The organism is Rhizobium sp. 10N427, from assembly GCF_056394605.1.
Genome location: NZ_JBFTID010000001.1, coordinates 525,433 through 548,417, shown reverse-complemented (window position 1 = coordinate 548,417; position 22,985 = coordinate 525,433). Strand labels below are relative to the sequence as shown.

Genomic DNA, 22,985 nt, shown 5'->3' with positions numbered 1-22,985 from the left:
TCATTCTCCTGGCTATTGCTTGTGTCTTAGGCGCGGGCGGCGGCGAGCAGGGCGACGGCGGCCGCAACGTCTTCGAGGCCAAGGCCGATCGAGCGGAAGAAGGCCGGGCGTTCGCAGCTCGGAGCCTTGGCTCTGCCAGCCAGCAGTTCGGGCAGGTCGCCGCAAAGCGCGTCAGCACTCCATTGTCCGGCGGCGGCAGCCAGTTTCATTTCGCCTGCTGATGCCGGTGTCGTCGCGCGGTAATCGCAATAGACGTCGAAGCCCTGTAGGGCCGCGGGATCGACCTCGTGGGCATTGGCGGCATTGGTGCTGATCGAGGTCACGACGGCCGATTTCGACAGCGACTTAACGTCTATGACGGGCTTGCCCGAGGAAGTGCAAAGCAGCACCACGTCGGCGCCCGCTACGGCGGCATTGGCATCGGCGTATTGGCTGACCGCAACGCCACTGGCGATCGTCGCAGGAATGTCCTTGCGGCTGGCGACGTTCGGTGATGCGATGCGCACCTCTTTCCAGGCGCGGATCGTTTCCGCATAGCGTAGATGGGCAAGCGCCACCGGGCCGGAGCCGACGATGGTGAGCACCGACGCATCTGAAGGCGCCAGGACATCGGCGGCGATGACCGATGTCGCCGCGGTGCGCTCGGTGGTCAGCTTCTTGGAATCGCAGAGCAGTACCGGCGTGCCCGTTTCCATCGACATCAGCAGCGTCCAGGCCGTGACCAGCGCCTTGCCGTCGCCGGGGATGTAGGGGGAAAGCTTGGCGCCGAAGACCTTCTCGCCCGAGAGCACGCCGAGATAGGTGATGAAGTCGCCGGCATCGCGCGGGAAAAGGCTGAGCGTCTGCGGCGGCTGAACGGCATCGCCATCTGCCAGCGAGCGGAACATGCGCTCCAGCACCGAGCGGACGTCCACTTTCGGAAGAAGAGCGGTGATATCGGCTTCGTGGAGAACGATTGGCTGTTGCGACATGAATGACCTCGCCTTTAAATGCGGGGCAGACGGCCGCGCGCAAACATCCGTTCCCGCGTAGGTGCCCCACGCACGGCTGAAATCGCTGTTGAATAGTCTGCCCATCAAGAGTAAAAGGAGCCTATGAGCAATATATTGCACAGTCAAGTGCGTCGCGATGTCGTAGCGCATGTTTCCGGCAATCTTCGCAGGCATCGTCAGGCCTCCGGCATGAGCCAGGTGGCGCTGGCTGAAGCATCGGGGATCAGCAGGCGGATGATCGTCGCCGTCGAAGCCGGTGATGCGAATATCAGTCTCTCCAGCCTCGACAAGCTGGCGGCGGCAATGGGCGTCGGGTTCGTCGATCTGGTGCGTGATCCCGACCGCAGCTCCTCTGCCGATATCAACGAGGTGACCTGGCGCGGAAACGGCCCGGCAAGCGCCGGCGTTCTGCTCGGCACTGCGCCTGCGGCCCACGAGACACAGATGTGGCTCTGGTCGCTCGAAGGCGGCGAGCGCTATGACGCGGAACCGGACCCGCAGGGCTGGCACGAAATGATCTTCGTCACCGAAGGCGTGCTGACTCTTACCGTCGGCGGCGCCGAGAAGGACTACCCGGCAGGGACTTTTGCGATTTACAGCTCGGCCCAGGACTATTCCTACGCGAACCGGCAGACCGGGATCGTGAAGTTCATCCGCAACGTGGTGTCATAGACCCTCACCGGCTAGAATTCTTCGACGATGACGCCATCGCGAACGCCCAAGCATCTGCATTTTTGGTGTTGCGGCGAACGGTCGATGATGCCCCAAGCAGGTTGCCCCTCGGCGGTCATAAAGGAAGCAACGTAAAGTCCATTGGCGAAAGAAATCGATAGTTCTGGAAGCCGTCCGTAGATCGAGATGTCTTGAACCGTCTGTCCGATCAGCGTCTGAAATATCTCCTTCCAATTATCTTCATCGCTCCAGCTTCCGCACAGGATGGACTCCTCGTTCTCAATTCGCCAACTCCACTCGATTATGACCGTATAGTCGCCCTGTGGATTGGCAGCAGACCCATCTCGTTTCACCTTTGGCGATAAGCGGCCAAACTCCAGAAAAATAGCAGAGCCATGCCCCCGCCAAAGCGCAGACAAGGGCTGTGAGACAAGCGTGGAGCGATACGTCTCAAAAATTGCTGACGGCAGCGTCAAAGTATCCTCCAGCCTTATGGAGCGTGAAAGCTTCCCGGCGAAAATGAACTTTGTCAACAAGACTAGGCGGCGGCAATCAGAAGCTCTCGTCGGCAACGTCATCGCGAAGACCGTCCTGATCGCGTACCAGGTTTTTCTTGAAATGGGCGATGAAGCCCTTGATGACCGGCGATGGCTCGACCTTGCGGTAGGCGATCGCCAGATCCGATGTCACCGAGCATCCTTTCAGCCTGGTGTAGGTAATGCCCGGAAGCTGGACGCATTGGAACGAGCGCGGCACCAGCGCAACGCCGACGCCGAGCACGACCATGCTGGCGATCGTTATGAAATCCCGGCCGGAACTGTTGATGTGAGGCTCGAAACCGGCTTCGCGGCAGGCGGCGATCGTGTTGCGGTGAAAGCCGGTATCGGCAGGTTGGCGCGGCGTGATGAACACTTCCGGGGAGAGTGATTTCAGGGAAACGGATGCGGCACTCGCGTGTCGATGGCCGGCAGGCAGGGCCACGACGAAATCTTCGCGCACCGCGACTTCGGCTGCCAAACCCGGCGGAAGCGAGATCGGTGGCCGGATGAAGCCGAGATCGAGCGTCTTGTCGGCGATCTTTTCGAGTTGCTGGCGCATCTCGATCTCGATCAGCTGGAATTCGACACCGGGGCTCGCGGCCTTGAACTTCGAAAGCGCATCGCCGAGCACGCCGGAATAGGCAGCCGAGGCGACATAGCCGACCGAGACCCGCTCCAGATCGCCGCGCGCGGCGCGGTGAACGGCGTCAATCGCGTTCTCCGCCTGACCGAGAACGCGGCGGCCCTGTTCGGCGAGCTCAAGTCCCGGCCGCGTCAGCCGCACCGCGCGGCGGCTGCGATCGAGCAGGGCTACGCCGAGCAGGGCTTCGAGCTTGATGATCTGCTGGCTGAGGCCGGGCTGGGCAATACCCAGCCGGGCCGCCGCACGCTCGAAATTCTGCTCTTCGGCAAGCGCAACGAAATATCGGAGATGCCTGAGCTCGAGCGCGGAGCTATTCGCCAATTGCCACCTGTTTTCAGAACCAGCGCTTATGAAAAACGCTCATTGCCTTATTGGATCAAAAAAACGAAAGCGTCTAGTAACGTGACTGAAATTGTCAAGTTTTAGGCGGGTCGTCCCGTCCTCGTCTCCATGAGGTTGCCGTGCGCGTGAAGAATCTATCGCTTGTCCTGCTGTCCACCGTTTGCGGGGCAGCGCTCCTTCCGGCAGCCGCGGTCGCGCAGGATGCGCAGACCGTGACCGAGCTCGCGCCGATCACCGTCCAGGGCCGGGCGAAGCAGGACCCGAATGCGCCGGTGAAGGGTTTCGTTGCAAGGACGAGTTCGACGGCGACCAAGACCGGAACGCCGATTCTCGAAACCCAGCAGTCGATCTCCGTCATCACCGCGGACCAGCTGAAGGCGCAGGATGCCGAAACCGTAAGCCAGGCTCTCGACTACATGCCCGGTGTCGTCAGCCAGCCGGGCGGGTCCGATCCGCGTTTCGATGCGCCGCGCATCCGTGGGTTCGATGGCCGTCAGTCGCAATATCTGAACGGCCTGAGACTGATGCGGACGGCAGGCGCGCCGGCGATCGATCCCTATCAGCTCGAGCGTATCGAAGTGCTGCGCGGCCCGGCCTCCGTGATGTTCGGCCAGGGCAATCCGGGCGGCATCATCAACCTGATCAGCAAGCGGCCGACCTTCGACCGCTTTGGCGAGGTGGGCCTGCAGATCGGCAGCTACGATACCTATGGCACCTATTTCGATGCCGGCGGCCCGGTCAGCGACGCGTCGGATTTCGCCTACCGTGTAACTGGCCTGGCAAGAACCGCGAGCGCCCAGGTCGATCAGCTCGACAACGACCGTTATTTCATCGCCCCTGCCGTCACCTGGCAGCCCGATGAAGACACCAAGCTGACGATCCTGACCAGCGTGCAGCACGACAATCCGAGCACGCCGTCGGGCGTGCCTGCGCTGTTTGCCAACACGCTCAGCCCGGACTTCTATGTCGGCGACAAGAGCTTCGACCATTCCAACCGGACGCTGACCAATCTCGGCTATGAGTTCGAGCACAAGCTGAACGACACCTGGACCTTCCGCCAGAATGTCCGCTACTCGAATTTCGATTGGGATTATCAGGCGCTGGGGATGTCAACGACCGTCGCGAACGTAGCCTATGGTCCGGGTGTGGGCGCCGATGGTCACTCAATCCTGCGCAATGCGACTTTCCAGGACGAACTGCTTAACACTTTCAATGTGGACAATAGTCTGCTGGGAGAGTTCGAGACCGGTGATCTGGAGCACAAGCTTCTGATCGGCTTGGACTATCGCTATTTCAGCAACAATGCGCGCACCCGGTTCTTCCGGGCAACGCCGCTCGATATCCTGAATCCCACTTATGGTGGACCGATCAGCCTGCTGTCCCGTACGACGGACACGCTGGTGGACACGGACCTCAGTCAAGTCGGTATCTATGTTCAGGACGAGATGGCCTACAACAATTGGCGGGCGACATTTGGCCTGAGACAGGATTGGGCAAGTACGGATGGCACCACGACGAATTTCCTGCCTGCAACGCGGGCGGTCAGATCTCTCGATCGCGATGACCAAAAGCTGACGGGACGCGTCGGGCTGGGCTATGTCTTCGACAATGGTATCGCACCATATGTCAGCTACAGCACTTCGTTTGAGCCGGTTGCGCCCACGTCAACCTTTTCCGATGTCCGTCCCACGGAAGGCAAGCAGGTCGAAATCGGCGTGAAGTATCAGCCCGAAGGCTGGGACGGATTTTTCTCTGCGGCGGTCTACGATCTGCGTCAGCAAAATGTCCTGCAGACGGTTGGCGGCGTCACCAGTCAGATCGGTGAAGTTCATGCCAAAGGCGTCGAGCTCGAAGGAGTGACGAGCTTGGCGGATGGCCTCAATCTCCGAGCGGCCTACACCTATACGGATACAGACACGATCGCCCCCGGAATGCTGACGAACCGCCTCCCACTGGACGGTGTTCCGGAGCATGCCGCCAGCATCTGGATGGATTACAGCTTTGCAGAAGGCTCCCCGCTTGAAGGCGTCGGCATCGGCGCGGGTGTTCGCTATGTAGGCCAGCGCTATGGATATGCAAGCTACGGTACCCCCGCAGTCCTGCACACCTACGACCTCGACGGAGTCACCCTCTTCGATGCGGCACTCACCTACAAGAAAGAAGGCGTCACCGCCTCGCTTAACCTTCGAAATCTGGCTGACAAGGAATATATCGCCAGCTGCAGCTCGTTTGGCTGCACCTATGGCGATGGCCGGACGGTGATGGGCAAGCTGACCTTCAACTGGTGAGGAAACGGCGAAGCCGCGCCCGCACGCTTACGGCGTTGGCTGGCCGCCGAAGAAGTTGAAATAGCCCCAGGCGGCCGCAAAGAGCACCAGGATGGTCAGGACCACGATGAGCTTGCGCAGCGCCGGATTGATCTGGCGCGGCGGCTTCGGCTTGTTCGGTTTCTTAAACTTGATGACGTTGTCGTTCATGCTGCTCTTCTAACCCGATTGCGGCGCCAAGCACAATTGCCGCTCACAACAAGCCGCGCCTTGCGAGACTTTTGAAGAGGGCCGAGATGCCGAATGTCCAGGGCGGGCATTGCGTCGACAGGCGCACGGTGTTGCTAAGTGTTCCAAGCCCGGCCGAAGAGATCTCCACCACATCGCCGAGCTTGTGGGTGAAGCCCTGGTTCTTGGCGTCGCGGTCCTGGGTCGGGGCAAAGAGGGTTCCGAGAAACAGCATGAAGCCATCGGGATACTGGTGGTGCGCGCCGCAGGTCTGCTTGACGAGATCAGTCGGATCGCGGCTGATCTTCGACATCGAGCTCTTGCCGTGCAGAACGAAGCCGTCCTCGCCTGTTACCTTGAGGTCAAGCTCGGCCTTGCGCATGTCGTCGATTGTGTAACTGTCGTCGAACAGGCGGATGAAAGGGCCGATCGAGCAGGATGCGTTGTTGTCCTTCGCCTTGCCGAGCAGCAGCGCCGAGCGGCCCTCGACATCGCGCAGGTTGACGTCGTTGCCGAGTGTCGCGCCTTTGATCTCGGCGCGGCTGTTGACCGCCAGCACGATCTCGGGCTCCGGATTGTTCCAGGTGGAGATCGGGTGCAAACCGACATCGGCGCCCCAGCCGACCGACGACAGAACCGGTGCCTTGGTGAACACCTCGGCATCGGGACCAATGCCGACTTCGAGATATTGTGACCACATGCCTTCATCGATCAGCGCCTGCTTGACCTTGGCGGCCTCGGGCGAGCCCGCCTTGATATTCGCAAGGCTGCCGCCGATCAGCGCGCCAACGCGATCGCGGATCGAAGCGGCGCGGTCAGGGTTGCCGGCCGCCTTCTCCTCGATGACGCGCTCGATCATCGACTGGGCGAAAGTGACGCCGCAGGCCTTGATCGCCTGAAGATCGGCAGGCGCCAGCAGATAGGGCTTGCTCGTATCCGGAGCGCCGGTGCTGTTTGCGGCGATTGCCTCCAGCGTCCCGGCAGGCGTCCCGGCGGCCGCGCGGACGAAACCTGCAGGATCGGCCAGTTCCAGCAGCGCGCTCAGCGTCGGCACGTCTTTGGAAGTGATATCGATGAGCTGCCCGTCGCGGATCGTCACGATCGACGGGCCACCGGCCTCAAGGTTCCAGATGCGGCCGACGAAGAGGCCGTTTGCGGAAGCGGCGTCGAGAAGCTGGGACATGGTAACCCCTCCAATGCTGATGAGCGATTGCTCATGGAAATTGCGGAAAATTGCCGCCCTCCAGCAGCGCCGGAAATCGATCATATTCGGCCAGCGCGGGCAAGGCTGATCACCGGAAAAACTGACTGCACGTTTCGTTGAAGGCTAGATTTCGGACTTGCGGCCCGGTTGCAGAGGCGTAGGTTCGGCAGCGATTTTTCATCCGCCTGCCGGGGAGAGGAGGCCCCGCCTGCAATGCTGAAATCCTTCGAACACGTCGGCATGACGGTCAGCGACATGGATCGCACCGTCGATTTCTACTGTAGCCTGCTAGGCCTCAGACTTCATCTTCGGAAAAAGCAGCCGGATGGCTCCGATCTCGTATTTCTGGATGCAGGCGGCGGCATGCTGGAGATCGTCGCGCCGCCAGGCGGCGCAGCCAGAGCCGCGGATGTGCCTGACGGCACCGCGGGTATGCGCCATCTGACCTTCCTGTTCGACAGCGTCGACGAGACTTTCGCAAAGCTTGAAGCCGCCGGCGTCGAGGTGAAGGAGCGGCCGCGTCTCGCCTTCAATTCCGAGGTGCTGCACAAGATCGCCTTCTTGCGCGACCCCGACGGCATCATCATCGAGCTTGCCGAGCGCAAGGAGTAGAACACGCACATTCTTTCGGCCTGATCTTGCTGCTGATAGTGCAAGTAAATCCGCTCAAATTTCGTCCGCGCAAGTAACGACTCTGTAAGCCCGCTCTGGCAGTCTTCCCGGAGATTATTTTGCTTATTTCAGTTGGACATATCATGAGCCGTACGAAGGACGATTGGATCAATCAGCGTGCCTATGCCATCTGGGAGGAAGAGGGCCGCCCGCACGATCGGGGCGGTGCTCACTGGCAGCAGGCGATGGCGGAATACGAGCAGCTCGAACGAACGCGCGCATCGACCGACGGCAGTGAGCTGATCGACATGTTGCGCCGCACCGGCCGCCTGATGCGGGCTGCTGAAAACGACGCGTTTCGTGTCGTCCGGCCGGAACAGAAGCCGGTCCGGAAGATCGGCAAACGCGCCTAGATTTACAGCTCCAGCAGCGCATAGGTCTTGCCGGTCGGTTTTTCGATATGGGCGGCAACATTATAGACCGGCGCTCCGCCAGGTGTGCGGCCCTCGTATGTGCCGCGATGGGCATGGCCGTGGACGACCGCATTGACCTTGAAGCGGTCGATGGTTTCCGCCAGACGCGAAGATCCGAGAAACGGGTAGATCTCCAGCGGCTCGCCGACGACGGTCTCGGCGATCGGCGCATAGTGGAGGATCACCATCGATCTGTCGGCGCGCACCTGGCGCATGGCATTTTCAAGCCGCATCGATTCCTCGACGCTTTCGGCGACCATCGCCTTGATGGCGTTCTCGCCGAAGGAGCCGAGCATATGCCGGCCGAAGCCGCCGGCAAAACCTTTGACGCCGACGAAGCCGACGCCCGCTATCTCCGCCGCCTGGCCGTTCAGCAGTTTCACCCCGGCATCGGTCAGGATCTGGGTCACGTCCTCGACAGACCCGCTCTCGTGGTCATGGTTGCCGAGAACGGCAACGACGGGAACCGTGCAGCTGCGCAGATCGGCAGCGAGAAGCTCAGCTTCCTTGGGCTTGCCGAGATCGGTGAGGTCTCCTGCCATGACGAGAACATCGGCAACACCGGAGACCTCGGCAAAAAGCTCCTTGTAGGATTTGGCGCCGTCTTCCTTCACATGCAGGTCGGCGACGGCGGCGACGCGGATCTTCCTTCTCGTCTCAGCCATCGGCTTCCTCCCATTCGCCGCGCGGCTGTCCCTCGCCGCCCACATCGGCAAAACCCCATTCCTTGACGTCGATCTCGAAATCGACGCGCGAATACATCCGTCCGCGGCAGATGCGCATCTGCGGCAGCGGCAGCTCGCGCTGGGCCGCAAGGCGCTCCAGCAGCTCGTCGATCAGCCATTGCGGGATCTTGTCGCGCTCGGTTGGGTAGATCCACCGGAAGTTCAGGATCGCAATCAGCAGCACTTCCCAGTGCACTTCCATATAGCCGAGCAGCTTGCGCCAATCGATCTTGTCGTGGGCGCGCAGGATCACATTGGCAATATCTGCGCCGTCATAGCGGTGGCGCAGCTGTACGAAGAATTTCGACCAAAGCAGCTCTGTCGGGCTGATGATCCAGACCGGACAACCGCACATCTCCACCTGACGCGCATCCTTGAACCAGTCGTCGCCGACAGGCATCGTGCCGTTGGACGACGCAAAAATGACATCGAAGAAATGCTTGCCCTTGAAGACCTTGCCGAGCCAGCGCTCATCCTCGACTTCGACGGCGTAACCCTTGTCTTTGAAATGCCCAAGGATGCGGCCGTAGTCACCGGCCTTGCAGAAGATGTCGAAATCCTTCGTCTGCCGCTGGATGCCGGTGTAGGCGCAGACAGCATAGGTACCGGCGACCAGAAACGGGATCTTGCAATCGACAAGCTCACGCACGGCTTCGGCGACGAACGGTTCCGCATCCGGGTCGATCAGCTGCGGAACCGCCCGCGCTTTCATCATCGCGGCATTCGGCTTGGTTTTCTTGCTGGCTGCGGTCGTGGCGTTCATCGTCCATTCCTTCGTCAGAGACTGCCGTTCGCAAGCCGCATGGTCGGGTCGGGATCGATTACATTACCTGTTCGAGACGCACAGGCGGACGGCGCTTCGCAGCCATCAGCAGATCGAGTTCGATCGAGGAGGGGCCGAAGCGCACGAAGAGGTCTTCAGCCTGATCGTCTTCGAGGCCGTATTTCTTGGCAAATTCCGGAAGGCTATACGGGCGGCCGCGCAAAGTACGGCCACGGCGCTCGGTTTCTCGGATCTGTGTCATAAGGTATTCTCCCCAGGCTCGTTGAGCATGAAGAACCGATAGAACGCTTAAAAGTTCCGCTTTTCGGAAACGTGAAGGTTTTGGTTGTGCCGCGGAGACGATGGCCTGCGGCGTTCCGAAACATGCCAGATATCGGTATGGAGACGCTCCGGTCACGAAAAAATATCCGCCATTCAACGGATCGTTTGCTTTCAATGTCAGCGCTTTACCCTTATCTTGGGACATCCTTGTCGATATCATAGGCTCCTTTTGTTAGTCGAAATCACTATCGTGGTCCTGCTTACCGTTCTGAACGGTGTGCTCGCCATGTCCGAACTTGCTGTCGTTTCTTCCCGCCCCGCCCGTCTTAAAGTTCTCGCCGATCACGGCAGCCTGGGGGCCACCCAGGCCATCAGACTTGCCGAAAATCCCGGACGCTTCCTGTCCACCGTGCAGATCGGCATCACGCTGGTCGGCGTGCTCTCGGGCGCCTTTTCCGGCGCCACGCTCGGCGGACGCCTGACGCAGTGGCTGTCGGAGCAGGGCGTTGGCCCGGCGCTGTCGGATGCGCTCGGCGTTGGCACCGTGGTCGTCGCCATCACCTACCTGTCGCTGATCGTCGGCGAGCTCGTGCCGAAGCAGATTGCGCTGCGCGAACCGGAAGCGGTTGCAGCCAAGGTGGCGCCTGCGATGGTCGTGCTCTCCAAATTTGCGCTGCCGCTCGTCTGGCTGCTCGATGCATCGGGCAAGCTGGTGCTGAAGCTGCTTGGCCAGTCCGGCAAGGTCAGCGACGGCGTGACCGACGAAGAGATCAAGACGGTCCTCGCCGAAGCGCAGAGCGCCGGCGTGATCGAAAGCGAAGAATCGGCGATGATTTCGGGCGTCATGCGCCTTGCCGACCGCACGGCCCGCGCCCTGATGACGCCGCGCCGCGATGTCGAGGTCGTCGATGTCGATGATACCCCGGAAGAGATCCGCACCCTGCTGCATGCGACGCGCCGCTCGCGTCTGCCGGTTCGCCGCGGCAGCTCCGACGAAGTCTTTGGTGTCCTGTTCGTCAAGGACTATTACGACGCCATGAATGCCAACGGCCATGCCGATATCCAGGCGCTGGCCCATGAAGTTCCGGTCATTTCGGATCTATCGACCGCAACGCATGCGATCCAGGCGATCCGCAAATCGCCCGTTCACATGGTTCTCGTCTATGACGAGTATGGCCATTTCGAAGGCGTCATCTCGTCCGGCGACATCATGGAAGCGATCATGGGCGCGTTGCTGGAAGGTCCTTCGGAAGAACAGGCAATCGTTCGCCGCACCGATGGCTCCTATCTGGTATCCGGCTGGACGCCGATCGACGAATTCGCCGAGTTCATGAGCTTCAAGCTCGACGACGACATCGAGTTCCAGACTGTCGCCGGTCTCATTCTCGAAGAGCTGAAGCACCTGCCGGAGCTCGGTGAGAGCTTCGTCAAGAATGGCTGGCGCTTCGAGGTCGTCGATCTCGATGGCCGCCGCGTCGATAAGATTCTCGTGTCGGCCGAGGCCGATGAGGGAGAAGCACGGTCGGCGTGATGCCGGCCGCCTGTGGAAATCTTACCCGGCTTACGGCGCTGCTTCCCGTCTGCGCAAAAGGCAGCTAGGTTCCTGCAACCCTGAATGCAGGAAGCCTTGATGCAGGACATGCGGACATTGATTGCAAAGCCTGCCGCGGTGGCGATCGTGCTGTTTGCGCGCGCCATCACCGCGGTGCGTGCCATCTGGTCGGGCGAAGGCCTGCCGCCGCGGCGCTGCGTCTATTTTGCCAATCACTCCAGCCATGGCGATTTCATTCTCGTCTGGGCGGTGCTGCCGCCCAGAATGCGCGCCGAAACACGGCCGGTGGCCGGTGCCGAATATTGGCTGAAATCCAGGCTCAGTACCTTCATCGGCCGCGATGTCTTCAATTCGGTGCTGATCCAGCGGGACCGCGAGAACCGGACGCAGGATCCGATTGCGCAGATGGCCGACGCCATCGACAGCGGCTCGTCGCTGATCGTCTTCCCCGAGGGCACGCGAAATCAGACAGAAGAGCCGTTGCTGCCGTTCAAGAGCGGCATCTTTCATCTGGCCGAAGCGCGGCCGGATATCGATTTCGTGCCTGTCTGGATCAACAATCTGAACCGCGTCATGCCGAAGGGAGAAATCGTGCCGATACCGCTGATCTGCACCGTGACGTTCGGCAGCCCGATGCAGCTGGAGAGAGGCGAGACGAAGGAAGATTTTCTTGAGCGTCTGCGCGCCGCGATGCTGGCGCTGTCGCCGAAAACGGCCGGAGCTGGCGAATGAACGGGGCGCAACACGATCTGATCACCCTGGTTCTCGGCATTTTCGGTGTGCTGATCCTGGCATCCGCCATCGGCTATGTGCTGCACCGGAAGCTGTCGCCCGACGGTTCCAACAGCGCCATCGAAAACCTGAACGCCCGCATCAAGGCCTGGTGGATCATGGTGATCTTCATCGGCATCGCCTTTCTGGCCGGGCGGGCAGGGGTCATCATTCTCTTCGCCTTTTGCTCCTTTGCGGCGCTGCGCGAATTCATCACACTGACCAATACCAAGCGGGCCGATCACTGGGCGCTCGCCTCGGCCTTCTTCGTCGTTCTGCCGATCCAGTATTATCTGCTCTGGGCCGAGGAATACGGCATCTATTCGATCTTCGTGCCTGTTTACGCTTTCCTGCTGATGCCGATTATTTCGGTGTTGCGCGGCGATACCGAGCGCTTCCTGATCCGAATCGCCGAAGTCCAATGGGCGCTGATGATCTGCGTCTTCTGCGCCTCGCACGTGCCGGCGCTGCTGACACTGACGATCCCCGGATATGAGGGCCGCAACGTCCTGCTGATCGCCTTCCTCGTCATCGTCGTGCAGCTGTCCGACGTGCTGCAATATGTCTGGGGCAAGCTCTTCGGCCGCACCAAGATTGCTCCGAAACTCTCGCCCTCAAAGACTGTCGAAGGCTTCATCGGCGGCATTGCCAGCGCCACGCTGATCGGTGCTTCGCTCTGGTGGATCACCCCGTTCACGCCCTTCCAGGCGGGCCTCCTGGCGCTCATCATCACCCTGATGGGCTTCTTCGGCGGGCTCGTCATGTCGGCGATCAAGCGCGACCGCGGCGTCAAGGATTGGGGCCACATCATCGAGGGCCACGGTGGCCTGATCGACCGGCTCGATTCCGTCGTCTTCTCGGCGCCGATCTTCTTCCATCTCGTTCGTTACTGGTGGTCGCTGACATGAGCGGCCTCGTCGCGCGGCTTGGCCGAAGCAGCGCCGTGCATGTAGCCTTTGCCTTTCTCGCCATGGGAGGCTGGGCGCTTTTCGCCAACCGTCCCTATCCGCTGCCAGCCATGCTGATGGCGGGCGCCGTGCAGGGCACGCTCTCTGCCTGTCTGACGCTGTTTCTGAAACGGGCGGTCGAGGCGCTGTCCAACCTGTTTTCCGGTGGCGTCCGTCTCGTCGCGCCGCCGCTGATTGCTTGCCTGGGGTCGGCGACCATCCTCGTCGCCTTCCATATGCTGAGCGGCACGCCCGAAATCCTGAAGACCATCGCCGTGCCGCTTGCCGTTTCCACCAGCTATGCGGCGATCTACAATTATTCGATCTCAAGAGGGAGAACTGCGCCGTGACCGAGGCCGGAGACCGCCGTCCGCTGACGAGCCGCAATACACGGTGGGCGCAGGCGATCGCCCGCTGGCTGGCGCAAAAGTCAGTCACGCCGAACCAGATCTCGCAGGCGAGCATTGCGGCCGCGGCGCTGGCCGGACTGTTCTTCTATTTCGCGGGACAGGATACCGGCACCCAGCGGATCGTCTTCCTGCTCCTCGCAGCACTGTCCTGCCAGCTTCGTCTGCTTTGCAATCTGTTCGACGGCATGGTCGCGGTCGAGGGCGGCAAGGCTGCGGCCGATGGCCCCTTCTGGAACGAGTTTCCGGATCGCGCCGCCGATATCCTGATTTTCGCGGGTGTCGGCCTCGGCATCGGCTTTGCCGGCCTTGGCTGGGCGGCGGCCGCCTTTGCGGTTCTCACCGCCTATGTCCGCGAGCTTGGCCGTGCCTGCGGGCAAGGCGCCGATTTCTCTGGCCCGATGGCCAAGCAGCACCGCATGGCAACCGTCACGGCGGCAGCCGTCCTGTCGGTCTTCGAACCACTGCTCGGCCTGCACAACGATGTTCTGTGTGCCGCGCTCTGGATCGTGGCCGTCGGCGCGGCCATCACCGCGTTGCGGCGCGGCCGCAACCTCGTTCAGGCAATGAAGCGCGGCGGCTGACGCGTCAGTCCTTTGACAGCAAGGCCATGACGGCAGCGCGATCAGGTGCGCCGAGGCGACCGCCGAAGACCGTGCATTTGAGCGCGGCGGCAGCCGAACCCAGCCGGATTGCATCTTCGGGTCCGGCGCCCTCGGCAATCGCCAGGGCATAGCTTCCGTGGAAAACATCGCCCGCCGCCAGCGTATCGACGGCCTTCACCCGAAAGGCTGGAACATGAGCGACGGCGTCTTCCTGCCGGTTCCACCAATAGCAGCCGCGTTCTCCTGCAGTCACGGCGACCAGGGCATTCGGATAGCGCTCGCGAAGGATCGGCACCATTGCAGCAGGGTCGTCGCATGCGCAGAGCAGACGCGCGGCGGGTTCCGAAAAAAGCAGATGATCGCCCTCTTTCGCCAGCATATCCAGTGTCTCTGCAGGCGCGACGTCGCCGTCGAAGATGGCGGGTTTGCCAGCCTGGCGGGCTGCCTGCAGTACCTTTTTGGCCAGCCCGGGCCAACGCACATCCACCATAACCGCATCGAAGATTGAGAGATCGGCGGGCGTCACATCCCGCACTACGTCGTGCAGCTGCTTGTCGTAGAAGGGAACGATGAGCCGCTCGCCATCATCGTCGATGAGAATACTTGAGACTGCTGAGCGTGCGCCCGGTACGAGCGTCATCCCTTCCACGTCTATGCCTGCCTGCTGCAGATCGGAGATGATCTGATGCCCGGCGGGGTCATCGCCGGTGGCGRCCCAGAGGCTTGCCATGCCGCCCAGCCTGACAATCGCATAGGCGGCGCTCGAGGCCATACCCTCGGCAACCTGCAGCATTTCGTAGGGAAGCACCTTGCCCGGCTTTTCCGGGATCGATCGCACCCTGAACAGCGTGTCGAGCACGGCTGCGCCAACGCAAAGCACATGGCGGCGGCCGGTGGATGGAGGAGATGACAGGTTCAAGGCTGCGGTCACTCGTTTGGTTGAATTGTCCTGCCTAGCCACCCTTGACCGCGCCTGAGGTCAATCCGGCAACGATCTGTCTCTGCGCAAACATCGTCAGCACCAGCACCGGCAAGGTGACGATCAGCGCGGCAGCGGCCAGCGGCCCCCAGCTCACCTGCTCGAAGGACAGCATGTTATAGACCGCAACCGGCAGCGTTCTCGTTTCGCGGCTTGCGAGCACGATACCGAAGACGAAGTTGTTCCACGAGAAGATCACGGACAGGATGAAGGCGACGACGATGCCGGGCCTGGCGATCGGCAGCGCCACCAGGCGGAACACCTGCCAGGCCGTCGCGCCATCGATGCTGGCTGCCTCCTCCAGCTCCTTTGGCGTCGTCTCGAAATAGCCGATCATGATCCAGACAACGATCGGCACGGTGACCACGAGATGGATGATGATCTGCGGCCAGAGCGTCCCGAGCAGGTTCAGCCATTGAAACAACAGGAACAGTGGGATGAGGAAGGAAAGACCCGGCGTCATGCGGGCGATCATGATCACCATCGCCGAGCGCTCCGCCTTCAGCCGGGCGATGCCGTAGCCGGCGGGTACGCCGATCAGAAGGGCCAGCAATGTCGCGCCGCCGGTGACCAGGATCGAATTCCAGAAATATAGGAAGAAATTGTTTTCCTGAAACACCTGGAGATAGTTCGACCAGGCGAAGCGTTCCGGGATCAGGATCGGCGGATAGGCGCCGTTGTCGATTTCGTATTTCAGCGATAGCGAGATCATCCAGAGGAAGAACAGGATGACCGGCGAGACCATCACCAGGGCGACGAAGAAAAGGCCGATGCGGTCGAGCGTCTTGCGCTTCATCATCGTGTCTCCGTATCCGACCAGTTGGCGCGCTGACGGACCATCATCAAAACGAAGGACAGGACGACGATGATGACGAAGAAGATCACGGCCATCGCCGAAGCGTATCCGATGTCGTAGTAGGAGAAGGCGGTGTTGTAGAGATAGATGTTGATCGTCTCCGACGCCGTGCCGGGCCCACCCTGCGTCATCGCATAGATGATGTCGAAGCTCTTGACGGCGTCGATCGAGCGGATGATGACGCCGATCATCAGGAAGGGCGCAATCATCGGAAGCGTCAGATAGCGGAATTTCTGCCAGACATTGGCGCCGTCGATCTCGGCACTTTCATATGGTTCGCGCGGCACGGCGGCCAGACCACCAAGCACGATCAGCATGATCAGCGGCGTCCACTGCCAGGTCTCGACCAGCACCAGCGAAGGAATGACGCTCTTCTGGTTGTAGATCCATTCCTGCGGGCCGATGCCAGCGAGCGACAGAAGATAATTGAGCACACCGAGCTGCGGATGGAACATCATGGTCCAGACGAGCGCAATGGCAACAGGCGTCGCCATCATCGGCATGACGAAAATGCCGCGCAGCAGGCCTCGGAGCGGAAATTGCGCGTCGAAGATCAGTGCGGCCAGTGTTCCGAAGAACAGGGGGGCGACGACGGCAAGCAGCGTGTAAACAGCCGTGTGCCAGAGCGACTCCCAGAAACGGAAGTCGGTGAACAGCCGGATATAATTGTCCAGGCCGGCAAAGACGACGGCCTGGCCAAGTGTCCAGCTATTCACGCTCATCCACAGCGTGAAAACCCACGGAAAGACGATGACCGCGGCAATAACGATCAGTGCCGGGATCACGAAGGGCCAATAGTTCGGAGCAAGCCTGTTCGGCTTGCTCCTCGCTTTTGCGTCACGTCCGCTCCGCGCGGTTTCCATGCTCACGGATGCCATTATCCCTCGCTTCGTGCCAGGACCGGTTCGAACTGAGCGGTTGCCGTCTTCAGCTCGGCCGCCGGATCGGCGCCGCCGATCATGTTGGTGAGGCCGACGCCATAGATGTCGCGGAACTCCGTGACCGGAATGATGACCGGCAGGGCGAGCTGCGAAACCTTGGCGGAGCCTGCAACGGCATCGACCCAGGCGCTCGGCATCTTGACGCCTTCGCGAACCTTCGGATCCTCGAGCACGGAGTTGCGAAACGGAACGCCGGCACCAGCCTGGAGCAGGCGGGCACCCATTTCCTTGGAGATCACCCACTGGCAGAAGAGGTAGGCGGCTTCCTTGTTCTTGCTTGCGGCAACAACACCGATGCCGTCTCCCGTCGTCGCCGCTGCCTGCGCCTTCGGGCCTTTCGGCATGACGCCATAGCCGACCTTGCCGACGACGCGGGACTTTTCCGGGTTTTCGATCGGCGGTGCGAAGCCGACGCCATCGAGCCACATGCCGATCTTGCCCTGCAGGAAGGCAGACTGCGCTTCGGCCCAGTTGAAGCCCGAGACGCCGACCGGCGCTGCGTTCGTCATCAGCTGCTGGTACATCTTGGCGGCAGCCACGGCATCATCGGAGGTCGTCCGCAGCTTGCCGTCCGGGCCGAGCGGCGTCGTGCCGTAGCCCAGCATCAGCGTCGTCCAGACCGGTACGTTGGCATTCTTCAGGCCGCGGGCGACGAAACCATAAGTGTTGCTGCTCTTGTCGGTCAGGGCCTCGGCAGCGCTGACCATCTCCTCGAAGGTCGCCGGGTAGGATAGGCCCTTCTTCTCGAAAAGTTCCTTGTTCCAGTAGACGATCCAGTAGTCGACCGAGAAGGGAAGCGAGCGCAGCTTACCCTCGGAATCCTTGGCGAAGGTCATGCCGGCCTCGGCAAAATCGCTTTCCACCAGCGATGGGTCGGTAAGCGAGGGATCATTGAGGAAGCCGCTGATATCGGCCAGCCAGCCGCCCTTTTCGAACTGGCGCTTCTGGACATGGTAGCTGAGGTGCACGACGTCAAAGCTCGGCTTGCCGGAGCTGAGTTCGATGGTGGTCTTCTGGCGTTGCTGCTGTTCGGGCGTCGCCTCGGCATTGACCTTGATGCCGGTCAGTGTCTCGAATTCGCTGAGGTATTTGAGGATCGTTTCGCTGCGCGGGCTCTTGACTAGGTTGACCTCGAGCGTCGTTCCCGCGAAGCGCTTCCAGTCGACCGCCGCCGAGGCCGGCTTGACGCCCAGGATGCCGGCCGCGCCGACTGCGGCAGATCCCGCCAGAAAGCTGCGGCGGGTGGGATTGATGAATGAAGATGCCATGCTGTTACTCCTCCTCCTTTGTGCCCTGCGATCTCCTCACCGCGGGCGGTCGTCTATAGTCTCAGCGCACGGCTTCGCGCGTGATTGATATGTGCTGCGAGGGCATTGACCGCCTCGTCCACATTGCGCCGTTCGATGGCCTCCAGCACCTTGAGGTGCTCGCCCATGACAGGACCGACGCGGCCGTCGATGCGGAAGCGCTCCTGGCTGATCAAGCGCATCTTGATCGAGTTGACGCGGTAGGCGTTGGAAATGATCGTGTTGCCGAGCGCGTCGATAAAGGCGTCGTGCATGCCCCAGTCGACCGCCTGGGCATGGACTTCGAGCTCATGCGTTGCGTTGCCGCTCTCGATCGCCGCGACAATGTCGCGATGCTCGGCGAGCATGGCCGCAACGGTCGCGTCGGAGGCCGTCTGCGTGAACAGGGCGACGGCCTCCTTCTCGAGAAACAGGCGAAGCTGGAACGCTTCGCGGATCAGGTTGAGGTCGATATGGGCAATCTGCAGGCCGCGCTGCGGCACCGTCTTGATCAGCCCCTCCGCCTCCAGACGCGGGATGAGCTCCCTGATGGCGCCGAGCGTCAGTCCTGTGAGTTCGACCAGCCGGCGTTGGGAGACGAATTGCCCGGGACGGACGTCGCGCGCCAGCAGATGCCGGGTAAAGCTCTCATAGGCTTTCTCCCGTAGCGTCGGCTGCTCGTCGGCTCCATCCATAGGCTTCTCCTCGTACATTTCGCTCAGGCCGCCTTGGTGCGAAACAGGCTTTCGAAGGCAGAAGCGAGTTCGCGTCTGCCGCCGGCGGAAATTGACGTCAAAGGCGGACGGACTGCAAGCCATGTTTCATCGTTTGTCATGGTTGCCACCATGACTTTTACGGCGGGTGTCACGGGATGCTTCAGGAGCTCTGCAACGAAACGTTCGACGCGCGTATCGTCCTTGCCATCGACCGCCATGGCGCGGACCTCGAGCGGCGCGAAATTCGCCATGCCCGAAATCGCTCCCTGGCCGCCCAGCCGCACGCCCTTGGCGAGATGGCGCTCGTCGCCGATCAGGATGATCAGGTCGCCATGGGTCTTCAGCAGCGTTTCGGTGTAGGGCCAGTCGCCGGAGGAATCCTTGACGCCGGTGACGATCGCCGGGAAGGCAGTCCTGAGGCGGCCGATCAGATCGATGCTGAGGGCAACCATCGTCACCGAGGGAATGTTGTAGACCAGCACATCGCGCGCTTTGTCGCCCACCTGCGCGAAGACGTCGGCATACCAGGCAAAAAGCCCATCGTCGCTGACGTTCTTGAAGTAGGACGGCGGGGCAAGCAGGATGTTGCGCACGCCTTTCGAGAGTGCCTGCGCCATCTGATGGGCGGCATCCTCGGCGGCATCGACAAGCACACCGGCAACGATCTGCGACGGTTCGATCCCTGCTTCCATGAAGGCATCGAGGATCCGTGCGCGCTCTTGGGTGCCGATCGAGGCGCCTTCGCCGGTCGTGCCGAACAGCGTGACGCTGGCGCAGCCGTCTGCGAGACTCCGCCTTGCCTGCTTCACCATGACATCGGCCGCAATCGCGCCACTGCTTTTGAAAGGCGTCGCCAGAGCGACCGACAAACCAAATCCCGCCACCATTTTCTCTCCTGAAGTCAGTAATTAGAGAGCTAACATGTTAGTAATTTACTGTAAACCTGTTTGTTGTAAATGAGTGTCGGGCGTGAAGCGGCTTTTGACGGGCCGATAGGGCGCCTGCGGAAAAAAGATTGATCCGGTGCGCGTGCCCCCTTACTCGATAGGTGAGAGACAAGGATTTCCGCGATGACCGAAACAGACCCGGCCTCCGTTCCCGAGCGCAAGCGCGGCTCAGGCGTGAAGATGGTCTACGAACTGCTGCGCGACGAGATCCTCGATCTGGTCCTGCCGCCGGGTAGTCCCATCGATGAAGTGCAGTTGGCCGAGCGTTTCAAGATGTCGCGCACGCCGATTCGCGAGGCGCTTGTCCGGCTCTCGGGAGAGGGGTTGATCGATACGCTGCCGAACCGCTCGACGATGGTGGCGAATATCGACTTCCTCAATCTACACACCTTCTTCGATGCGCTTGTCTTGATGTACCGGGTGACGACGCGGCTCGCGGCTCAATATCAACGCCCCGAGGACCTTGTGGCGATCCGCGCCGCGCAGGCCCGCTTTACCGCCGCCGCCGAGGCTGGCGATGCGCTGGCGATGATCGCCACCAATGCGGCGTTGCATGCGGCAATCGCCGAGGCTGGACGCAACCCCTATTATATCAGCCTGTTCAACCGGCTGCTCGACGAGGGCCGACGTATCCTCAGGCTCTATTATCAATCCTACGGCGACCGTCTGCCGCAGCAGTTCGTCGACGAGCACGAGGATATGATTGCTGCGATCGAGGCGCGGGATATCGATGCCGCCGACAGGCTGGCCAAGGCGCATGCCGAGCAGATCGTGGCGCAGATCCAGGCGTTGTTTTCGCGAAACCAGCGGCACGATATCGATTTGTGAGACGTCGGCGATTTCTTGTCGACAAATAAAATACAAAGTGCTAGATGATATATCAGAGCTTGAGGCGCTGATACGTCCGCGCCCGTGCTGCCCCGATCATTCGCTATCCGCTGAAGGAGTTTGACATGAAGGCCAAGATCTTTTCCGGCGTCATCCCGGCGCTCATGACCCCCTGCAAGAAGGACCGGACCCCGGACTTCGACGCGCTGGTGCGCAAGGGCAAGCAGCTGATCGCCGACGGCATGTCGGCCGTCGTCTATTGCGGCTCTATGGGTGACTGGCCGCTGCTCAGCGACGCGCAGCGCATGGAAGGCGTCGAGCGCTTGGTCAAGGCCGGCATTCCCGTCATCGTCGGCACGGGTGCGGTGAACACCGCCTCGGCCGTTGCCCATGCGGCGCACGCCCAGAAGGTCGGCGCCCACGGCCTGATGGTCATCCCGCGCGTGCTCTCGCGCGGCTCGGTCATCGCCGCCCAGAAGGCGCACTTCAAGGCGATCCTGTCGGCAGCCCCGGATCTTCCGGCTGTCATCTACAACAGCCCCTATTATGGCTTCGCCACCCGCGCCGACCTGTTCTTCGCGCTGCGCGCCGAACATTCCAACCTCGTCGGCTTCAAGGAATTCGGCGGCCCGGCAGACATGCGCTACGCGGCCGAGAACATCACCAGCCGTGACGACGGCGTTTCGCTGATGATCGGTGTCGACACTGCCGTCTTCCACGGCTTCGTCAATTGCGGCGCCACCGGCGCCATCACCGGCATCGGCAACGTCCTGCCAAAGGAAGTCATCACGCTCTGCAACCTGTCGCAGGCCGCGGCGAAGGGCGACGTCGATGCGCGTCAGCGGGCTCTGGAGCTGGAACAGGCTCTCGCCGTCCTCTCCTCCTTCGATGAAGGTCCGGATCTCGTCTTGTTCTTCAAGCACATGATGGTGCTGAAGGGCGACGAGGAATACACGCTGCATTTCAACGAGAGCGACACCCTCAACGACAGCCAGCGCGGCTATGTCGAGAGCCAGTTCAAGCTGTTCAACAGCTGGTACGGCGAGTGGAGCAAGCTTCCGGGCGCGGTTGCAAAGTATAAGGCTTGAGACTTTTCTAGGTCTGAGTTTTGAGGCGGCTGGAGGCAACTCCGGCCGCTTTTGTTTTGAGCGGTTGTCTTTACGTCTCCCTCATTCCTCTGCTCGTCACAGGAATCCAGTCACCGCGCGTCTGCGCGGTGGGAAGAGTCTTTTCGGCCCAAGGGCTTGGGCGGGCTGGATCCCTGTGACAAGCACAGGGATGAGGGGAGTTTGCGGAGCGCTGCCCGCTTCAATATGCCAAGTCGGCGTTGGCGCTGAAGTGCAGGCGTCGCCTACTTAACCAACCGAATCCAACCCAAGCGCAAGCTGCCGGTCGAGCTGCTCTATCTCCGCCTTCGTCAACACAATCCCCTCAGCAAGCGACTTAACCCGCGCCGTATAGCGGCGTTGCGAGGGAAGGCGAGCGCCCTGGCCAGCGATGGCCTCGAAGAGAACTTCGGCGCGGGCGAACGGGTCTCCGGCGCGACCTGATGCAAAGGCCTGTGGCGAGAAGGCAAGCACCAGTTCGCCGTGGCGCGGCGCCAGGGTCGTGGTGCCAAGATAGTCGAGCACTTCGGGGCTGGTGAGGTCGCCGATCATGATACCGGCCAGCAGTTCGACCATTGTGCTGATCGCCGAACCCTTATGGCCGCCGAAGGGCAGCATGGCGCCGGCGAGTGCGGCTTCAGGCTCGATCGTCGGTTCGCCATCGGCGTCGATCGCCCATCCCTCCGGCAGTTTCTTGCCGGCGCGGCGGTGAAGCTCGATCTCGCCACGGGCGGCGACCGAGGTGGCGAAATCATAGACGTAGGGCGTCTTGTCCGGGCGCGGCCAGCCGAAGGCGAGCGGATTGGTGCCGAGCAGCGGCTTGTTGCCGCCAGCCGGCGCCACCGTTGCGTAGCTTGGGCACATGACGATTGCTGCGAGGCCTTCGGCTGCGACAGCCTCGACCTCCGGCCAGAGAGCCGAGAAATGCGTGCAGTCGTTGATAACGAGCGCCGCGAGGCCGGAGGCGCGGGCACGTTCTGCCAGCAGCGGCAGACCAAGCTCGAAGGCCGGATTGGCAAAGCCGCCCTTGGCGTCCACCTTGACGATTGCCGAGCCATCACGCTGGGCGAGTACCTCAGGCACGGCATCGGGTGTCACCTTGCCGGCCTTGATGGTGCGCAGCACGCCCTCGATACGGTAGATTCCGTGCGACTTGCAGGCATCACGTTCGCCGGCGGTGATGACGCGGGTGACCGCCTCGGCCTGGACGCCGTTCATGCCGGCCTTCCTGAAAATGGCGACGACGCGTGCCTGCAGTTCGCCGGCCGTGAAAATCGAAGTGTCAGTCATCAATGCGGCTCC

Annotated in this window: 26 protein-coding genes; 11 read left to right on the top strand and 15 right to left on the bottom strand. The window is 61.5% G+C overall.

Annotated elements, in window-relative coordinates:
* Window positions 1-26: 26 nt before the first annotated feature.
* Window positions 27-971, bottom strand: coding sequence for an ornithine cyclodeaminase family protein (locus tag AC1DIJ_RS02350; RefSeq protein ID WP_112388716.1), 945 nt, complete (start codon window positions 969-971; stop codon window positions 27-29).
* A 123-nt stretch (window positions 972-1,094) separates the two neighbouring features.
* Between AC1DIJ_RS02350 and AC1DIJ_RS02345 the strand changes: the two genes are divergently transcribed.
* A complete protein-coding gene (locus AC1DIJ_RS02345; protein WP_112388715.1) occupies window positions 1,095-1,664 on the top strand; it encodes an XRE family transcriptional regulator in 570 nt (189 codons plus the stop codon).
* An 11-nt stretch (window positions 1,665-1,675) separates the two neighbouring features.
* On the opposite strand, the gene AC1DIJ_RS02340 is transcribed toward AC1DIJ_RS02345, so the two are convergent.
* Both AC1DIJ_RS02340 and AC1DIJ_RS02335 read right to left on the bottom strand, forming a co-directional pair.
* Window positions 1,676-2,140 (bottom strand): hypothetical protein, encoded by a 465-nt coding sequence (locus tag AC1DIJ_RS02340; protein ID WP_477831168.1) that lies wholly within the window; start codon window positions 2,138-2,140, stop codon window positions 1,676-1,678.
* 76 nt (window positions 2,141-2,216) lie between these two features.
* Window positions 2,217-3,167 carry a LysR substrate-binding domain-containing protein gene (locus AC1DIJ_RS02335; RefSeq protein WP_112388714.1) on the bottom strand — a complete coding sequence of 317 codons (951 nt, stop codon included), beginning with the start codon at window positions 3,165-3,167 and terminating at the stop codon, window positions 2,217-2,219.
* A gap of 140 nt (window positions 3,168-3,307) precedes the next feature.
* Between AC1DIJ_RS02335 and AC1DIJ_RS02330 the strand changes: the two genes are divergently transcribed.
* Window positions 3,308-5,476: a TonB-dependent siderophore receptor gene (locus AC1DIJ_RS02330; protein WP_112388713.1), complete on the top strand. Its 2,169-nt coding sequence runs from the start codon at window positions 3,308-3,310 to the stop codon at window positions 5,474-5,476.
* A 27-nt stretch (window positions 5,477-5,503) separates the two neighbouring features.
* On the opposite strand, the gene AC1DIJ_RS02325 is transcribed toward AC1DIJ_RS02330, so the two are convergent.
* Window positions 5,504-5,665, bottom strand: a complete 162-nt coding sequence (locus AC1DIJ_RS02325; protein WP_310290753.1) for a hypothetical protein — start codon at window positions 5,663-5,665, stop codon at window positions 5,504-5,506.
* A 43-nt stretch (window positions 5,666-5,708) separates the two neighbouring features.
* Window positions 5,709-6,866 (bottom strand): fumarylacetoacetate hydrolase family protein, encoded by a 1,158-nt coding sequence (locus AC1DIJ_RS02320; protein ID WP_112388712.1) that lies wholly within the window; start codon window positions 6,864-6,866, stop codon window positions 5,709-5,711.
* A gap of 234 nt (window positions 6,867-7,100) precedes the next feature.
* Here AC1DIJ_RS02320 and AC1DIJ_RS02315 point away from each other — a divergent pair, with 234 nt between their 5' ends.
* Together AC1DIJ_RS02315 and AC1DIJ_RS02310 are read left to right on the top strand one after the other, a co-directional pair.
* A complete protein-coding gene (locus tag AC1DIJ_RS02315; protein ID WP_112388711.1) occupies window positions 7,101-7,499 on the top strand; it encodes a VOC family protein in 399 nt (132 codons plus the stop codon).
* A gap of 143 nt (window positions 7,500-7,642) precedes the next feature.
* On the top strand, window positions 7,643-7,912 hold the full coding sequence (locus AC1DIJ_RS02310) for a DUF2934 domain-containing protein (RefSeq protein ID WP_112388710.1): 270 nt from the start codon (window positions 7,643-7,645) through the stop codon (window positions 7,910-7,912).
* A 2-nt stretch (window positions 7,913-7,914) separates the two neighbouring features.
* Here the strand turns inward: AC1DIJ_RS02310 and AC1DIJ_RS02305 are convergent, their stop codons facing one another.
* The 3 genes from AC1DIJ_RS02305 to AC1DIJ_RS02295 all read right to left on the bottom strand — a co-directional run bounded on the left by AC1DIJ_RS02305 (window position 7,915) and on the right by AC1DIJ_RS02295 (window position 9,722).
* On the bottom strand, window positions 7,915-8,637 hold the full coding sequence (locus AC1DIJ_RS02305; RefSeq protein ID WP_112388709.1) for a metallophosphoesterase family protein: 723 nt from the start codon (window positions 8,635-8,637) through the stop codon (window positions 7,915-7,917).
* Window positions 8,630-9,409, bottom strand: coding sequence for a nucleotidyltransferase family protein (locus AC1DIJ_RS02300; protein ID WP_112389037.1), 780 nt, complete (start codon window positions 9,407-9,409; stop codon window positions 8,630-8,632). The genes AC1DIJ_RS02305 and AC1DIJ_RS02300 overlap by 8 nt, the downstream gene beginning before the upstream one ends.
* Window positions 9,410-9,518: 109 nt before the next feature.
* Complete coding sequence (locus AC1DIJ_RS02295; RefSeq protein WP_112388708.1) at window positions 9,519-9,722, bottom strand: hypothetical protein; 204 nt, start codon at window positions 9,720-9,722, stop codon at window positions 9,519-9,521.
* Between the two features lie 249 nt (window positions 9,723-9,971).
* On the opposite strand from AC1DIJ_RS02295, the gene AC1DIJ_RS02290 reads away from it, so the two are divergent.
* From AC1DIJ_RS02290 to AC1DIJ_RS02270, 5 genes are all read left to right on the top strand, one after another.
* A complete protein-coding gene (locus tag AC1DIJ_RS02290; protein ID WP_112388707.1) occupies window positions 9,972-11,273 on the top strand; it encodes a hemolysin family protein in 1,302 nt (433 codons plus the stop codon).
* A gap of 108 nt (window positions 11,274-11,381) precedes the next feature.
* The gene (locus AC1DIJ_RS02285) at window positions 11,382-12,026 is read left to right on the top strand and encodes a lysophospholipid acyltransferase family protein (RefSeq protein WP_112389036.1); all 645 of its coding nucleotides are present in this window, start codon (window positions 11,382-11,384) and stop codon (window positions 12,024-12,026) included.
* Entirely contained in the window at window positions 12,023-12,973 is a 951-nt protein-coding gene (locus AC1DIJ_RS02280; RefSeq protein ID WP_112388706.1) for a phosphatidate cytidylyltransferase, read from the top strand. The genes AC1DIJ_RS02285 and AC1DIJ_RS02280 overlap by 4 nt, the downstream gene beginning before the upstream one ends.
* On the top strand, window positions 12,970-13,362 hold the full coding sequence (locus AC1DIJ_RS02275) for a hypothetical protein (RefSeq protein WP_477831167.1): 393 nt from the start codon (window positions 12,970-12,972) through the stop codon (window positions 13,360-13,362). Before AC1DIJ_RS02280 ends, AC1DIJ_RS02275 begins: the two co-directional genes overlap by 4 nt.
* On the top strand, window positions 13,359-14,003 hold the full coding sequence (locus AC1DIJ_RS02270; protein ID WP_112388705.1) for a CDP-alcohol phosphatidyltransferase family protein: 645 nt from the start codon (window positions 13,359-13,361) through the stop codon (window positions 14,001-14,003). Before AC1DIJ_RS02275 ends, AC1DIJ_RS02270 begins: the two co-directional genes overlap by 4 nt.
* A 4-nt stretch (window positions 14,004-14,007) precedes the next feature.
* Here AC1DIJ_RS02270 and AC1DIJ_RS02265 read toward each other — a convergent pair whose 3' ends face one another.
* The 6 genes from AC1DIJ_RS02265 to AC1DIJ_RS02240 are packed head-to-tail and all read right to left on the bottom strand — an operon-like array spanning window position 14,008 to window position 19,689.
* Complete coding sequence (locus AC1DIJ_RS02265; RefSeq protein WP_477831166.1) at window positions 14,008-14,955, bottom strand: sugar kinase; 948 nt, start codon at window positions 14,953-14,955, stop codon at window positions 14,008-14,010.
* 22 nt (window positions 14,956-14,977) lie between these two features.
* Window positions 14,978-15,799: a carbohydrate ABC transporter permease gene (locus AC1DIJ_RS02260; RefSeq protein ID WP_162698697.1), complete on the bottom strand. Its 822-nt coding sequence runs from the start codon at window positions 15,797-15,799 to the stop codon at window positions 14,978-14,980.
* Entirely contained in the window at window positions 15,799-16,737 is a 939-nt protein-coding gene (locus AC1DIJ_RS02255; protein ID WP_112388703.1) for a carbohydrate ABC transporter permease, read from the bottom strand. The genes AC1DIJ_RS02260 and AC1DIJ_RS02255 overlap by 1 nt, the downstream gene beginning before the upstream one ends.
* Entirely contained in the window at window positions 16,737-18,068 is a 1,332-nt protein-coding gene (locus tag AC1DIJ_RS02250; protein ID WP_112388702.1) for an ABC transporter substrate-binding protein, read from the bottom strand. Before AC1DIJ_RS02250 ends, AC1DIJ_RS02255 begins: the two co-directional genes overlap by 1 nt.
* A 53-nt stretch (window positions 18,069-18,121) precedes the next feature.
* Window positions 18,122-18,781 (bottom strand): GntR family transcriptional regulator, encoded by a 660-nt coding sequence (locus AC1DIJ_RS02245; protein ID WP_112388701.1) that lies wholly within the window; start codon window positions 18,779-18,781, stop codon window positions 18,122-18,124.
* 23 nt (window positions 18,782-18,804) lie between these two features.
* A complete protein-coding gene (locus tag AC1DIJ_RS02240; protein ID WP_112388700.1) occupies window positions 18,805-19,689 on the bottom strand; it encodes a dihydrodipicolinate synthase family protein in 885 nt (294 codons plus the stop codon).
* Between the two features lie 183 nt (window positions 19,690-19,872).
* Here AC1DIJ_RS02240 and AC1DIJ_RS02235 point away from each other — a divergent pair, with 183 nt between their 5' ends.
* Together AC1DIJ_RS02235 and AC1DIJ_RS02230 are read left to right on the top strand one after the other, a co-directional pair.
* Window positions 19,873-20,577, top strand: a complete 705-nt coding sequence (locus AC1DIJ_RS02235) for a GntR family transcriptional regulator (RefSeq protein WP_112388699.1) — start codon at window positions 19,873-19,875, stop codon at window positions 20,575-20,577.
* A 125-nt stretch (window positions 20,578-20,702) separates the two neighbouring features.
* Window positions 20,703-21,665 (top strand): dihydrodipicolinate synthase family protein, encoded by a 963-nt coding sequence (locus AC1DIJ_RS02230; protein ID WP_112388698.1) that lies wholly within the window; start codon window positions 20,703-20,705, stop codon window positions 21,663-21,665.
* Between the two features lie 267 nt (window positions 21,666-21,932).
* On the opposite strand, the gene AC1DIJ_RS02225 is transcribed toward AC1DIJ_RS02230, so the two are convergent.
* Window positions 21,933-22,973 carry an Ldh family oxidoreductase gene (locus AC1DIJ_RS02225; RefSeq protein WP_112388697.1) on the bottom strand — a complete coding sequence of 347 codons (1,041 nt, stop codon included), beginning with the start codon at window positions 22,971-22,973 and terminating at the stop codon, window positions 21,933-21,935.
* Between the last annotated feature and the right edge of the window lie 12 nt (window positions 22,974-22,985).